14 protein-coding genes and 1 other annotated feature are annotated in these 14,146 nt (G+C 38.0%); of the genes, 10 read left to right on the forward strand and 4 right to left on the reverse strand.

Annotation, left to right across the window (positions count from 1 at the left end; all coding sequences use genetic code 11):
- Positions 1-4 precede the first annotated feature (4 nt).
- Positions 5-1,240, reverse strand: coding sequence for a dicarboxylate/amino acid:cation symporter (locus BCER98_RS06020; RefSeq protein WP_011984193.1), 1,236 nt, complete (start codon positions 1,238-1,240; stop codon positions 5-7).
- A gap of 558 nt (positions 1,241-1,798) precedes the next feature.
- On the opposite strand from BCER98_RS06020, the gene BCER98_RS06025 reads away from it, so the two are divergent.
- Positions 1,799-3,142 (forward strand): TrkH family potassium uptake protein, encoded by a 1,344-nt coding sequence (locus BCER98_RS06025; RefSeq protein ID WP_011984194.1) that lies wholly within the window; start codon positions 1,799-1,801, stop codon positions 3,140-3,142.
- Between the two features lie 31 nt (positions 3,143-3,173).
- Here BCER98_RS06025 and BCER98_RS06030 read toward each other — a convergent pair whose 3' ends face one another.
- Entirely contained in the window at positions 3,174-3,521 is a 348-nt protein-coding gene (locus tag BCER98_RS06030; RefSeq protein WP_011984195.1) for an acyl-[ACP]--phospholipid O-acyltransferase, read from the reverse strand.
- Between the two features lie 178 nt (positions 3,522-3,699).
- Between BCER98_RS06030 and ytfJ the strand changes: the two genes are divergently transcribed.
- Both ytfJ and BCER98_RS06040 read left to right on the forward strand, forming a co-directional pair.
- Positions 3,700-4,170, forward strand: coding sequence for a GerW family sporulation protein (gene ytfJ / locus BCER98_RS06035; RefSeq protein WP_041810290.1), 471 nt, complete (start codon positions 3,700-3,702; stop codon positions 4,168-4,170).
- A gap of 113 nt (positions 4,171-4,283) precedes the next feature.
- A complete protein-coding gene (locus tag BCER98_RS06040) occupies positions 4,284-4,373 on the forward strand; it encodes a hypothetical protein (RefSeq protein ID WP_041809560.1) in 90 nt (29 codons plus the stop codon).
- 382 nt (positions 4,374-4,755) lie between these two features.
- Here BCER98_RS06040 and BCER98_RS06045 read toward each other — a convergent pair whose 3' ends face one another.
- Complete coding sequence (locus tag BCER98_RS06045; protein ID WP_011984197.1) at positions 4,756-4,995, reverse strand: YkuS family protein; 240 nt, start codon at positions 4,993-4,995, stop codon at positions 4,756-4,758.
- 191 nt (positions 4,996-5,186) lie between these two features.
- The gene (locus tag BCER98_RS06050) at positions 5,187-5,426 is read right to left on the reverse strand and encodes a DUF3911 family protein (protein ID WP_011984198.1); all 240 of its coding nucleotides are present in this window, start codon (positions 5,424-5,426) and stop codon (positions 5,187-5,189) included.
- Between the two features lie 550 nt (positions 5,427-5,976).
- Positions 5,977-6,208: a binding site (T-box leader), on the forward strand.
- A gap of 62 nt (positions 6,209-6,270) precedes the next feature.
- On the opposite strand from BCER98_RS06050, the gene ilvB reads away from it, so the two are divergent.
- The 7 genes from ilvB to leuD all read left to right on the forward strand — a co-directional run bounded on the left by ilvB (position 6,271) and on the right by leuD (position 14,126).
- Complete coding sequence (gene ilvB, locus BCER98_RS06055) at positions 6,271-7,971, forward strand: acetolactate synthase large subunit (protein ID WP_011984199.1); 1,701 nt, start codon at positions 6,271-6,273, stop codon at positions 7,969-7,971.
- Positions 7,968-8,480 carry an acetolactate synthase small subunit gene (gene ilvN, locus BCER98_RS06060; protein ID WP_011984200.1) on the forward strand — a complete coding sequence of 171 codons (513 nt, stop codon included), beginning with the start codon at positions 7,968-7,970 and terminating at the stop codon, positions 8,478-8,480. The genes ilvB and ilvN overlap by 4 nt, the downstream gene beginning before the upstream one ends.
- A gap of 26 nt (positions 8,481-8,506) precedes the next feature.
- Positions 8,507-9,517, forward strand: coding sequence for a ketol-acid reductoisomerase (ilvC, locus tag BCER98_RS06065; protein WP_011984201.1), 1,011 nt, complete (start codon positions 8,507-8,509; stop codon positions 9,515-9,517).
- 1 nt (position 9,518) lies between these two features.
- Positions 9,519-11,039, forward strand: coding sequence for a 2-isopropylmalate synthase (locus BCER98_RS06070; RefSeq protein WP_011984202.1), 1,521 nt, complete (start codon positions 9,519-9,521; stop codon positions 11,037-11,039).
- 72 nt (positions 11,040-11,111) lie between these two features.
- Positions 11,112-12,176 carry a 3-isopropylmalate dehydrogenase gene (leuB, locus tag BCER98_RS06075; RefSeq protein WP_011984203.1) on the forward strand — a complete coding sequence of 355 codons (1,065 nt, stop codon included), beginning with the start codon at positions 11,112-11,114 and terminating at the stop codon, positions 12,174-12,176.
- Entirely contained in the window at positions 12,176-13,570 is a 1,395-nt protein-coding gene (gene leuC, locus BCER98_RS06080; RefSeq protein WP_011984204.1) for a 3-isopropylmalate dehydratase large subunit, read from the forward strand. The genes leuB and leuC overlap by 1 nt, the downstream gene beginning before the upstream one ends.
- Entirely contained in the window at positions 13,548-14,126 is a 579-nt protein-coding gene (leuD, locus tag BCER98_RS06085; protein WP_041809563.1) for a 3-isopropylmalate dehydratase small subunit, read from the forward strand. The genes leuC and leuD overlap by 23 nt, the downstream gene beginning before the upstream one ends.
- Positions 14,127-14,146 lie beyond the last annotated feature (20 nt).

Below are 14,146 nucleotides of genomic sequence, written 5' to 3' on the forward strand. Positions count from 1 at the left end.
TTCATTAGGATGCAGCAGAGTCATTTTCAATATATTTCTCTTCAGATTTTGAAACAATCATGGCACAGATTGCATCACCTGAAATATTAACAGCTGTTCTAGACATATCAAGAATACGATCCACCCCAATAATTAAGGCGATGCCTTCTACCGGAAGATTAACTTGATTTAAAACCATCGTTAACATAACAAGACCGACACCAGGAACGCCGGCTGTTCCGATACTAGCTAGCACAGCAGTTAATACGACCATAGCTAATTGAGCAATTGTAAGTTCAACACCATATACTTGTGCAATAAATACGGTGGCTACCCCTTGCATAATAGCGGTCCCATCCATATTGATTGTGGCTCCGAGTGGTTGAACGAATGAACTAACAGGTTTCGAAACGCCAAGCTTTTCTTGGGCTGTTTTCATAGCAAATGGAAGAGAAGCATTAGAACTAGAGGTACTAAATCCAATTGCCATTACAGGTGCAAAATGTTTGATGAAGCGAACGATACTTTCTTTTGAAAATATTTTTAATAACCCGCCATATATAAAAATGCCATGTATGACAAGTGCTAGCATAACAACAATCATATACTTGAACATTGCAGCGACGCCTGCAAGCCCCATCTGTCCAACAGAGGAAGCGAGCAAGCCAAATGTTCCAATTGGAGCGAGTTTCATAATGAGGTTTACAAGATACATCATTAATTCGTTACCCTGTTCAAGTAATGAGTGGATTCCTTGAACTCGTTTTCCAAGAATTGCAAGTCCGAGTCCGATTAATACTGCAAAAGCAATAATTTGAAGCATATTTCCATCACTCATTGCTTTCGCTGGGTTATCTGGGACGATATTGAGGAGTGTATCAACAATAGATGTTTCCGCTTTGTCACCTTTATAAGAAAGCCCTTCTGTTTTAAATGTACCGCCTTGTCCTGGTTGAATAAAGAGTGCGAGTGTAACAGCAAGTGAAATAGCAATGGCTGTTGTTGTTAAAAAGAAAGAAATGGCTTTGATTCCGATTCTACCAAGTTGTTTCGGATCGCCAAGACCTGCGGCACCAAGAGCAATCGAAATAAATACAACTGGAACGACAAGCATTTTAATAAGCCGGATGAAAAGTTGTCCGATTGGATGAAAGACATATTGATTTAAAGGTGTAAAAATGGATGGAGCATATAAATTTAGAGCGAGACCGATGATAAGACCGAAAAATAGAGCGATTAAGATAGCTTTTGTTTGTTTCAATAAAATCCCTCCTTATTTTTGAAAATATGTTCTAATTTAATTGTACCGAAAAATGATATTATTTGACAATATTTTCTGAAAACTTTCCGATTGAAAAATGAATATTTTGTTTGTCTTTCAGTGATGTAAGTGAAAATGGATCATTAGCGAGAAGTAAAGCAAATAGGCAGGAGGAGAGTTATTCGTAACATCCTTCACTTTATGAGAAAGAAAAAAAGACCACCCTGTCAAAATAAGGTGGTCATGGAAGGGGACAATTTATGTCAATTTTAATTAGGGATAGAAAGCTGTTTGAGACATTGGGGAATGTCTCAAACAGCTTTGATAGTTATAATATAAAAGAGAGATGTGACTTCAATGTGAACTTGAAGTGAAAGGTATGGGGATTTTAAAAAATAAACAGAATCCATTCGTTAGCGCTTGTGAAAATAAGAGTTGAAATCTATAAAAAAAAGGATTATGCTCAACTATATTATAAGAGTATAAGAATTTGTTTTCATAATGAAATTCTACCTTATAGCATGAAAGATAGAAGCATTTTATTGAGGAGTTTGTGATATGAAAGCAGAAAAAAAGCAAGGGGTTTATAATCGTTCTATCAGATTAAGTCCACCACAAATTTTAGCAACAGGCTTTTTTTGTTTAATTGTCGTCGGAGGTATATTATTAAAGTTACCATTTGCGACAAAGGAATCGATTAGTTGGGTTGATGCTTTTTTTACAGCAACTTCTGCAGCGACTGTAACTGGTTTAGGAGTTGTAGATACCGCAAGTACTTTTACTATGTTTGGTCAAATTGTCATCATGTTTTTAATTCAAACGGGTGGTCTTGGATTAATGACAATTGCGATTTTAATTGTATGGGTACTCGGTAAAAAAATTGGTTTACGTCATCGTTTACTCATTGGAGAAGCTTTTAATCAGACAAATATTGGTGGTCTTGTGAAATTAGTGAAACGCGTTTTTATTTTTTCTATTTGTATAGAAGGAATTGGAATTATTTTTCTATCTATTCGATTTATCCCGGAATTCGGGTTTAGTAAAGGAATGTATTACAGTATTTTTCATGTGATTGCAGCTTATAATAATGCAGGATTTGCACTATGGCCAGATAATTTAATGAGATATGTAGGAGATCCGATTATTAATATCGGTATTTGCTCTTTAATTGTTATAGGTGGTTTAGGATTTACAGTATTAATTGATATGTGGTATAGCCGTAGTTTTCAGAAACTATCACTTCATTCGAAAATTATGATTGTAGGAACGATTGCTCTGAATGTAATTGGTATGATTGCGATTTTTATATTAGAGTATAATAATGTGAAAACATTAGGCCCATTATCTGTAAATGAAAAATTATGGGCGTCCTTCTTCCAAGGAATTACACCTCGTACCGCAGGATTTAATACAGTTGATTATGGCGGGATGGAAGAGTCATCCATATTATTTACGATGATTTTAATGTTTATAGGTGCAGGTAGTGTTTCGACAGGTGGAGGGATTAAATTAACAACATTTGTTATTTTAATTACATCTGTTATTTCCTTTTTTAGAAAAAAGGAAGACATTGTGTTATTTCAACGTACGATTAAAATGGCGACAGTAACGAGAGCTTTAGCGATTGTGGTTGCTAGTCAAATTCTCATTTTTGTGGCAGTATTTTTATTAATGCTTACAGAAAAATTTAGTTTCATTCAATTATTATTTGAAACGATTTCAGCATTTGGAACAGTTGGCTTAACAATGGGGATTACTGCGAAATTATCTGCAGTTGGAAAATGTATCATCATGTTCGTTATGTTTTGTGGATTAATCGGACCGTTAACCTTAGTATTTTCTTTAGCACGACCTGCAAAACAAAAAATTCGCTATCCATCAGAAGATGTTTTCACAGGATAAGGTATCTCGCTTGGCGAGATACCTTTTTTAGTTAAAAGAGTGAAAACAATAAGCCGATAATTGCAGCGCGGAATAATAAAGAAACAAGTACAGCAATACCGCCAACAATAGCAGCGATACCACCGGTAACAGTAGCACCACGATTATAAGCATAAATACCGAGTAAAATGGAGACAAGCCCAAATAGTGTTGGGAATGTGAAAAGTGATAAGACTGCAAGAGCAAGAGCGATGAAACCTGCCGTTGATCCTGCTGTTTTTGATTTTACATCATCTCTATCGTCTCGATCATAAGTGACACGCTTAGGGGCAACCTCTGCCGCATATTCTTCTTTATAATCATTTTCAATTCTATGATGATCATCAAATTTATCAGCCAAGATAATAGCTCCTTTCCTAGCAAGGTTCTTTAGTAGTATGTATAGATTTTTCTTTTTTATCCTGCTATTTGTCACTTTTTAAAATTTGTAGGTAGAGTTGTTATGCTGCGTGAAATTTCATTTTGATGAGAGGGAAAAGAGGTATGGATAGCAATTGGATTCGATTGTAAAACCTGGTATGAGTTTCTTTATTTTGGAGAGTATAAAAAAGAATGATAAGGAAAGGTTGGTTGAAATGATGGAACATCCAATTGAAAATTTAATGAAAACAGCAATGACAAATTTAAAAGAAATGGTAGATGTAAATACGATTGTAGGGAGTCCTGTTTCGACAGCAGATGGACATGTAGTGTTAACGGTTTCGAAAGTTGCTTTTGGTTTTGGAGCAGGTGGAAGCGATTTTAAAGGAGAAGTATCTCGCCGCGAACAACAACATACGCATGCAGGACAGGGATCACAAAAAGAAATGAAACAAGAATATCCGTTTGGAGGAGGAAGTGGAGCTGGAGTCTCCATCAATCCTGTTGCTTTTTTAGTAGTAGGATCGAGTGGTGTGCAAGTATTGCATTTACAGAGTGGGACACATTTAATTGAGAAGGCGCTGAATACAGTTCCGAGCACTGTGGATAAGCTTGTAAATGGACGCTAGACAGTACTTTGCATTTTTTAGGAATTATGATATATTAGGAAAAGTGTGTTTGAAATGACAAATATAATTGAAATGTAAATATATATGATATATGAAATAAGGGAGAGGTAGTTATGATTAATATTAAGAATTTTGCTGTTGGCTTATGCATGCTAGTAAGCGGATTTGTTATTTACGTTGTAAAAGAAAAAGCGCCATTTTAAAACAGGTAGATGACACTGCCTGTTTTTTGTTTCTGTAAAAATGTTGACGAATTTGTTGTTATATGTTAAAATTTTAATTCGTGTCTCGGTTACAGCTAGTATAGCTTAACTATTACTTATCCATACAAAATGAAAAGTTTGTGAAAGATCGGGTAATTTTACCAACAACTTTTGTGAACAGACCCTAAACTTTGTATGTATAGGTGATACGCATGCTAGTGTATCAAGGAGCGGTCAGAGGAACCGTATTGATGAGAGAGAGGTAGGGCTTTCATCCAGTATATGTTACTTTCCCGTTAGGTGAATATAAAAAAGAGAAGTCTCCTGTATGTAAGGAGACTTCTCTTTTTCATTCGGATACATATAGTAGATATGATATCTTTTATACTCTACTTTCAACTTGTTGACAAATTTCATCTGTCGTTAAACCGCTTGCCTTAATGACAGATCCTTTTGTCGATACATCGCTAATTCCCATTACATTCGAATCTTGGCCAGTAATGACACAACAATCGCATTCCTTTGCATCACTTTCAGATTGTAGAGAAATGACTTCATGTCCTTTTTGTTGCAACGCTTGTTGAACATCTGTTAACGAACTTTCAACACCGATTTTTGCCATATCTATCACCTCCTACCATTTACTAATATGCTCAAATTCTCGCCAGATATTTATATATTTGAGAAAAAGATGGTAGGAAGTTATAAAGTGAAAGTTTTATCAATAGAGCTTTTTCCTTCGCTAATGAAAAGCTTTCACTGATCGGTTGTCACTACAATAGTGGGATACATACAAGGAAATATATCGCTAGATTAGTCGTTATATACACCAGTTAACATTTGACTTACAAATTGATCATTTAAGTGCTCTTGAATAGAATTGTTATTGGTTTGGAAATCGATGGAAGCGGTAAAGTGATTATGTTTCGTTTCATTCGGCTCTACTTCCACATAATCATTGAATTTACAAAATCCTTTTGTATCCATTAAATCAAATAATTGTAGCATCTTTACGACCTCTTCTCTTGTTCCTTTAATTTGTACATAAGCCATCTTGATTTCCTCCTTCGCTTGATAAATTATTTTTTAAACATAGGATTATGACAACGACATAAAAAATATGATGGTTATTTTCGCATCGAGATTTTTTGCTTGATTTCCTCCTTTCTCCTCAAAAATTATACATAAATGCCAAATATATAAAATCAATGTCCGTTTATTGAATACAATAGATTCGCAGCATTTGCCAAAAATCCTTCTTGTGAAAAAATATTTTTTGGATAAAAAATGACGAAAAAAATTTTTAGCTCTTTTGTAAACGTTAACAATGTTGATAAATCAATATGTTTTAAGAAGTTCATTTGTTTTAATATTGTAAATTTTCTAAAAAATAACCTTGATTTATTTAAAAAGGAGAGTAAACTAGGAAGCAATAAAAAATCAATAGAAGATAGGAGGCGCATTTAAGTGGATGAACAATTGGTTCTTGGAAAATGGATTCGCATATCAAAAAGCGTTTGCTACAAGAGTTTCGTCAATAGTTGCAGAAGATAGAGAGGGAATGTATGAGGAGAATAAAGCGGTTTAATCATTCTCATGAGACGATAAAGCGTTGATGGGGAGGAGTAGTTGATAATGAAGCCTTACAGAGAGTCGGTGGTTGCTGGAAACCGATGGTTCATGTCGACGAACATCGCCCTTGAGTGCTAAGCTGAAGCATTTGCCTAGGTTTAGACGGTAGCTCCGTTACTAGCTAGACTCATTTTTAAAGAGTCACTGAGGCAAGAAATATTCTTGCAAAGAAGGGTGGTACCACGAAATCTTTCGTCCCTTCAGCACATAGCTGAAGTGTGGACGTAGGATTTTTTTATTTGAGAAAAAAGGAGGGATACAATCGATGGCTTCAAAAACAGAAGAAAAAATGGTAACTGGTGCAGAGCTATTGTTAGAAGCGCTAGAGAAGGAAGCGGTTGAGGTGATTTTTGGATATCCAGGCGGTGCGGTTTTACCACTATATGATGCATTGTATGATTGTAAGATTCCTCATATTTTAACAAGACATGAACAAGGTGCGATACATGCAGCAGAAGGATATGCCCGAATTACCGGGAATCCAGGTGTTGTCATTGCAACAAGTGGACCAGGAGCAACAAACGTAATCACTGGGCTCGCCGATGCAATGATTGATTCATTGCCGCTCGTTGTTTTTACAGGGCAAGTGGCTACAACTTTAATTGGAAGTGACGCATTCCAAGAAGCGGATATTATGGGACTTACCATGCCGGTAACAAAGCATAATTATCAAGTCCGAAAAGCTTCGGATTTACCCAGGATTATTAAAGAAGCATTTCATATTGCAAAAACAGGGCGACCGGGACCAGTTGTGATTGATCTCCCTAAAAATATGGTGATGGAGGAAGGGGAGCGATGCAGTGATGTGCAAATGGATTTACCCGGGTATCAGCCGAATTATGAACCGAACGTATTACAAATTACCAAATTATCACAAGCGATTGCTACGGCTAAAAAACCGCTTATTTTAGCTGGTGCTGGTGTGCTACATGCAAAGGCTTCAAAAGAATTGACAAAATTTGCTCGCATGTACCGTCTACCAGTCGTTCATACGCTTCTTGGATTAGGAGGATTCCCATCAGATGATGAATTGTTTTTAGGAATGGGAGGGATGCATGGGTCCTATACAGCGAACATGGCAATGTATGAATGTGATTTGCTTATCAATATTGGTGCAAGATTTGACGATCGGCTTACAGGGAATTTAGCATATTTTGCGAAAAAGGCCACTGTTGCACATATTGATATCGATCCTGCAGAGATTGGTAAAAATGTCCCAACGGCTATCCCGATTGTTGCAAGTGCGAAGCGAGCTTTAGAAGCACTATTAGAACGTAAAGAGCGAAAAGAGAATCATGAAGAGTGGCTTACGCTTTTAAAAAAGAGAAAAGAACAATATCCGTTTTTTTATAAACAAGATGCAGAAAAAATGAAACCGCAAGCAGCAATTGATATGTTGTATGAAATTACAAAGGGGACAGCGATTATTACGACGGATGTTGGTCAACATCAAATGTGGGCTGCTCAATATTACCCACTTAAAGAGCCGAATAAATGGGTAACATCAGGAGGACTTGGAACGATGGGATTTGGGCTTCCAGCAGCAATTGGTGCACAAATTGCTAAGCCAACTGAATTAGTGGTTGCGATTGTCGGTGATGCTGGTTTTCAAATGACATTGCAAGAATTAAGTGTTTTAAAAGAACATTCTTTACCCGTTAAAGTGTTAATTTTAAATAATGAGGCGTTAGGAATGGTAAGACAGTGGCAAGATGAGTTTTATCAGCAAAGATATTCTCATTCGCTCCTTTCTTGTCAGCCGGATTTTGTGACATTAGCACAAGCTTATGGCATAAAAGGCATAAGAATTCAAGATCCACTGCGAGCGAAAGAAGAATTACAAGCGGCAATGACATTAGATGAACCTGTCGTAATTGATTGCCGAGTGTTGCAGTCTGAAAAAGTAATGCCGATGGTTGCTCCAGGAAAAGGAGTCCATCAAATGGAGGGGGTGAAAAGGAAATGAAAAGAATCGTGACTGCAACTGTACGAAATCAAAGTGGTGTATTAAACCGGATTACAGGAGTGATGACACGAAGGCACTTTAATATTGAGAGTATTTCCGTAGGACATACGGAATCATCAGATGTTTCACGGATGACATTTGTTGTCCATGTGGAAAATAGGCAACAAGTTGAACAGCTTATTAAACAGCTCCATAAACAAATTGATGTACTGAAAGTCACCGATATAACGGAAGAAGCGATTATTGCAAGAGAACTTGTTCTCATTAAAGTAGCGACAACAAGTGTATCAAGGTCTGAACTATACAGTTTAATTGAACCGTTCCGATCTACTGTAATAGATGTTGGAAAGGATTCCATAGTCGTGCAAGTAACAGGGACACAGGAAAAGGTAGAAGCTTTAATTGAATTGCTTCGTCCGTATGGGGTGAAAGAAATTGCAAGAACAGGTGTGACAGCTTTTACAAGAAGTATGAAAAAACAAGAGAAACAAGTAATGTTAATTCATTAATTATTTCAATATAGGGGGAGAAGAAAATGGCAAAAGTTTATTATGAAAAGGATGTAATGGTAAATGTATTAAAGGGAAAGAAAGTAGCAATTGTAGGATATGGATCGCAAGGGCACGCTCATGCACAAAACTTACGTGATAACAACTTTGATGTAGTAGTTGGTCTTCGGAAAGGAAAGTCGTGGGAAAAGGCAAAAGAGGATGGTTTTTCCGTTTACTCTGTAGCCGAAGCGGCAGCGATGGCTGATGTAGTGATGGTTCTTCTACCAGATGAATTACAGCCAGAAGTATATCAGGCGGAAATTGAGTCAAACTTACAATCTGGAAATGCACTTGTATTTGCTCATGGTTTTAATGTTCATTTTAATCAAGTAACACCGCCGGAAGATGTAGATGTATTCCTAGTAGCACCGAAAGGACCAGGCCATTTAGTGCGCCGCACCTTTACTGAAGGAGGAGCTGTACCAGCGTTGTTTGCTGTATATCAAGACGCAACTGGAACAGCAACAGAAAAAGCATTATCCTATGCCGATGGAATTGGAGCTACAAGAGCTGGTGTGTTAGAAACGACATTTAAAGAAGAAACAGAAACGGATTTATTTGGAGAACAAGCTGTACTTTGTGGAGGAGTGACTGCACTTGTAAAAGCAGGATTTGAAACATTAGTAGATGCTGGTTATCAGCCTGAACTTGCCTATTTTGAATGTTTACATGAATTAAAGCTCATTGTTGATCTTATGTATGAAGGTGGACTTGAAAATATGAGATATTCTGTTTCTGATACAGCGCAGTGGGGAGACTTTGTATCTGGTCCGCGTGTCGTAACAGAACATACGAAAAAAGCAATGGGCGACGTGTTAAAGGAAATTCAAGATGGTACATTCGCAAAAGGATGGATTGCAGAGCATCAAGCAGGAAGGCCGCACTTTCATGCGATAAACGCAAAGGAAAATGAGCATCAAATTGAAGTAGTTGGACGGCAGTTACGTGAGATGATGCCGTTTGTAAAACCGAAAGTAAAGACGGGGGTTAAATAATATGAAACAGATTTTGTTCATGGATACGACGCTTCGTGATGGGGAACAATCACCTGGAGTCAATTTAAATGAACAAGAAAAATTACAAATTGCTCGGCAGCTAGAAAAGTTAGGAATCGATGTGATGGAAGCGGGATTTGCCGCGGCATCTGAAGGAGACTTTCAATCTGTTAAACGGATTGCAGAAAGCATTCAAAATGCTTCGGTCATGAGTTTAGCAAGGGCAAAAGAAAGCGATATTCGCAAAGCGTATGAAGCGGTAAAACGAGCTGTTTCTCCTAGACTGCATGTATTTTTAGCAACGAGTGATATTCATATGAAATATAAGCTCTGCATGTCAAAAGAAGACGTATTAGACAGTATTCACCGTTCTGTTATATTAGGAAAATCTTTGTTTCCTACTGTACAGTTTTCAGCGGAAGATGCAACGAGAACAGCGCAACCTTTTTTAGCTGAAGCTGTTGAAGTTGCTATTCGTGCAGGAGCAGATGTCATTAATATTCCAGATACAGTTGGATATACACACCCAGAAGAATATTATTCTCTCTTTCAATATTTACAAGAATCAGTGCCTTCCTATGAAAAAGCAATTTTCTCTTGTCATTGTCATGATGACCTTGGCATGGCGGTAGCCAATTCGTTAGCGGCAATTGAAGGCGGGGCACTGCAGGTAGAAGGTACGATAAATGGGATTGGGGAGAGAGCAGGGAATGCAGCTTTAGAAGAAGTAGCTGTCGCTTTGCATATTCGAAAAGATCACTATAAAACGCAGTCTTCTATAATATTGAAAGAAATAAAAGCAACGAGTACATTAGTAAGTCGTTTAACCGGGATGATGATACCTAAAAATAAAGCAATAGTGGGAGCAAATGCGTTTGCCCATGAATCAGGCATTCATCAAGATGGCGTTTTAAAAGAAGTGACAACGTATGAAATTATTGCACCAGAATTAATTGGTGAATCACAGAATCTATTTGTTCTTGGAAAACATTCTGGACGCCATGCCTTTACGGAAAGAATGAAAGAACTCGGGTATGAGCTTACACAAAAAGAACGAGATGCTGCTTTTGAAGCCTTCAAAGCATTAGCAGATCGTAAAAAGGAAATTACGGATGAAGATTTACGGGCACTTATGCTTGGAGAAGCTGCACTTTTAACACAGCAGTACAATATTAAGCAGTTGCAAGTACATTTTGTGTCCAATCATATTCAATGTGCAACGGTTGTTTTACAAGATGGGAAAGGTAATAAATATGAGGATGCTGCAACTGGAGCAGGTAGTATCGAAGCCATTTATCATGCAATTCAAAGAATTTTAGAGATGGAATGTAAGTTAGTTGATTATCGTATTCAATCGATTACGCAAGGTCAGGACGCACTGGCTCATGTTCATGTGGAATTAAAAGAAGGGCCTCATCAAGTTTCAGGGTTTGGTGTTGCGCAAGACGTATTAGAAGCATCAGCTAGAGCATACGTTCATGCTGCTGGAAAATTAAAAGCACTGTTAACGCTCGTTAAGTAACAATCAAATAAGTAAGAGAACACCTTTACTTATTTGATTCAGAAAAATCAGATAAAAAGGGGTGCTTATCATTTGGAAAAACGCATTGTTTGTTTAGCTGGAGACGGTGTTGGACCAGAGATTATGGAAAGTGCGAAAGACATATTGCATATGATTGAACGATTGTATGGTCATCAGTTTTATTTACAAGAAGAGGAATTTGGGGGAGCTGCAATCGATTTATTTGGGCAACCATTACCTCAAAGAACATTGGCTGCATGTTTAGCAAGCGATGCGGTCTTACTTGGAGCAGTTGGTGGACAAAGATGGGACAATGTGAAAGAAAGGCCGGAAAAGGGATTACTTGCTCTTCGAAAAGGGCTTGGTGTATTTGCGAATGTTCGTCCGGTAACAGTAGAGGCGGAGATTGCACATTTGTCTCCATTAAAGACGGCGACAGAGATTGATTTTGTTGTTGTTCGTGAATTAACAGGCGGGATTTATTTTTCGTTTCCAAAAGAAAGGACCGAGGAAGTAGCAACTGATACATTGACATATCATCGCCGTGAGATTGAACGCATTGTCTCCTATGCTTTTCAGCTCGCAAGTAAACGGCGCCAAAAAGTTACTTCTATTGATAAAGCGAATGTACTCGAATCTAGTAAATTGTGGAGAACAATTACCGAAGAAGTTTCTCTTCGGTATCCAGAGATAGAGCTGGAACATATGTTGGTTGATGCAGCAGCAATGGAATTCATTCGGAATCCAGCAAGGTTTGATGTGATTGTCACTGAGAATTTATTCGGCGATATTTTAAGCGATGAAGCGTCTGTTTTAGCAGGATCGCTCGGGATGCTTCCATCAGCAAGTCATGCGGAGAATGGCCCATCGCTTTATGAACCAATTCATGGCTCAGCGCCAGATATTGCAGGGAAAAATAAAGCGAATCCAATTGCGATGATGCGTTCCGTTAAGATGATGCTTGAGCAGTCATTTGGGCTCATAAAGGAAGGAAGGGCAATTGAAGAGGCAATTACAGCAGTACTTCGATCAAAGAAATATACAGCTGATCTTGGCGGAGAAGAAACGACAACTTCATTTACACAAGCTGTCCTTCAAGAAATGGAAGAACAAGCGCTAGTTGGGAGAGGGCGATAATGGGAAAGAGACTACTAGATAAACTATGGGAAAAGCATATTGTAGCAACAAATGAAAATGGACTGGATCTATTATATATTGATCTTCATCTTGTGCATGAAGTTACTTCACCGCAAGCCTTTGAAGGCTTGCGGCTTGCAAATCGTACAGTGCGGAGACCAGATTTAACATTTGCGACGATGGATCATAATATTCCGACAAAAGACGTTTGGAATATTACAGATCATATTGCTAAGCAACAACTAGATACATTGCGTGCAAATTGCAAACAATTTCATATATCGTTAGCCGATATTGGAGATGAAGCACAAGGAATTGTTCATGTTATTGGGCCAGAACTTGGTCTTACGGTGCCAGGAAAGACAATTGTATGCGGTGATAGCCATACAGCAACGCATGGAGCATTTAGTGCACTAGCTTTTGGAATCGGTACAAGTGAAGTTGAACATGTATTAGCGACGCAAACGCTATGGCAACGGAAACCGAAGGCGATGGGAATTGAACTAAAAGGTACATTGCCGAAAGGGGTATATGCAAAAGATATCATTTTACATATTCTTGCCACATATGGAGTAGCAGTTGGTACTGGATATGTGATGGAGTTTTATGGAGAAACAATTAGGAGTATGGAAATGGAAGAACGGATGACACTTTGTAATATGGCGATTGAAGGTGGAGCAAAAGCAGGGATAATTGCGCCAGATGAAAAAACATTTGCTTACGTAAAGGGTCGGAAATACGCACCGAAGGACTTTGAGCGTGCCGTAGAAAAGTGGAGTGAACTGTATACAGATTCAGATGCGGTGTATGATATGCACATTTCAATTGATGTATCAAAGTTAGCGCCTTATGTAACGTGGGGAACAAATCCGAGTATGGGGATTCGTATCGATGAACAGTTACCAGCAATAAGCGATCAAAATGAAGAAAGAGCGTTTGCTTATATGGGACTGAAACCGAAGCAAAGTGCATATGACATCCCGATTAAACATGTCTTTATTGGTTCTTGTACAAATTCAAGGCTGTCGGATTTAGAGATTGCAGCTGCGATTGTAAAAGGGAAGAAAGTAAAAGACGGCGTAAGAGCACTTGTTGTACCAGGATCACAAAAAGTAAGACAATTAGCGATGGAAAAGGGACTACATCATATATTTGAGGAAGCTGGATTTGAATGGCGGGAGCCAGGCTGTTCCATGTGTCTTGGGATGAACCCAGATCAAGTACCTGCAGGAGAACATTGTGCTTCTACTTCAAACCGCAACTTTGAAGGGAGACAAGGAAAAGGTGCAAGAACACACCTTGTAAGTCCTGCAATGGCTGCGGCGGCAGCATTATATGGTCATTTCGTCGATGTGAGAAAGGAGAGTTATGATGGAGCCATTTCGTACTCATAAAGGTACTGTCGCTGTACTTATGAACGACAATATTGATACCGATCAAATTATTCCGAAACAATATTTAAAGAGGATCGAGCGAACTGGGTTTGGAAAATTTTTATTTGATGAATGGCGGTATGAAGAGGATAGAAAAGAAAATCCACATTTTCCGCTCAATGACCCTGAACGAAAAGGAGCAAGTATTCTCATTACAGGAGAAAATTTTGGTTGTGGATCATCGAGAGAACATGCACCATGGGCCCTTGCTGATTATGGATTTCGCGTTATTATTGCTGGAGGATTTGCAGATATTTTCTACATGAATTGTATGAAAAATGGAATGTTACCGATTGTAATGGACAAAGAGACGCGAGAAAAATTGGCAGCGATTGAGGCGAGGACTATAGTAGAAGTTGATTTGGAAAATGAGGTAATCATGACAACGCAGCATCAATTTCATTTTTCTATTGAAAAAATGTGGAGAGAAAAATTGTTAAAAGGTTTAGATGAGATTGAGATTACGATGCAATATGAAGAGTATATTCAAGAATATGAGGAAAAGGTAGTACATTAAACAATGTCAAAAAATATAAA

It is taken from the genome of Bacillus cytotoxicus NVH 391-98 (genome assembly GCF_000017425.1).
Classification (GTDB): domain Bacteria; phylum Bacillota; class Bacilli; order Bacillales; family Bacillaceae_G; genus Bacillus_A; species Bacillus_A cytotoxicus.

Excerpts from the sequence above, each read along its gene's own strand:
- BCER98_RS06025 (WP_011984194.1), top strand. The coding sequence starts at position 1,799 with ATGAAAGCAGAAAAAAAGCAAGGGGTTTATAATCGTTCTATCAGATTA.
- ytfJ (WP_041810290.1), top strand. The coding sequence starts at position 3,700 with ATGAGTTTCTTTATTTTGGAGAGTATAAAAAAGAATGATAAGGAAAGG.
- BCER98_RS06040 (WP_041809560.1), top strand. The coding sequence starts at position 4,284 with ATGATTAATATTAAGAATTTTGCTGTTGGCTTATGCATGCTAGTAAGC.
- BCER98_RS06045 (WP_011984197.1), bottom strand. The coding sequence starts at position 4,995 with ATGGCAAAAATCGGTGTTGAAAGTTCGTTAACAGATGTTCAACAAGCG.
- BCER98_RS06050 (WP_011984198.1), bottom strand. The coding sequence starts at position 5,426 with ATGGCTTATGTACAAATTAAAGGAACAAGAGAAGAGGTCGTAAAGATG.
- ilvB (WP_011984199.1), top strand. The coding sequence starts at position 6,271 with ATGGCTTCAAAAACAGAAGAAAAAATGGTAACTGGTGCAGAGCTATTG.
- ilvN (WP_011984200.1), top strand. The coding sequence starts at position 7,968 with ATGAAAAGAATCGTGACTGCAACTGTACGAAATCAAAGTGGTGTATTA.
- ilvC (WP_011984201.1), top strand. The coding sequence starts at position 8,507 with ATGGCAAAAGTTTATTATGAAAAGGATGTAATGGTAAATGTATTAAAG.
- BCER98_RS06070 (WP_011984202.1), top strand. The coding sequence starts at position 9,519 with ATGAAACAGATTTTGTTCATGGATACGACGCTTCGTGATGGGGAACAA.
- leuC (WP_011984204.1), top strand. The coding sequence starts at position 12,176 with ATGGGAAAGAGACTACTAGATAAACTATGGGAAAAGCATATTGTAGCA.
- leuD (WP_041809563.1), top strand. The coding sequence starts at position 13,548 with ATGGAGCCATTTCGTACTCATAAAGGTACTGTCGCTGTACTTATGAAC.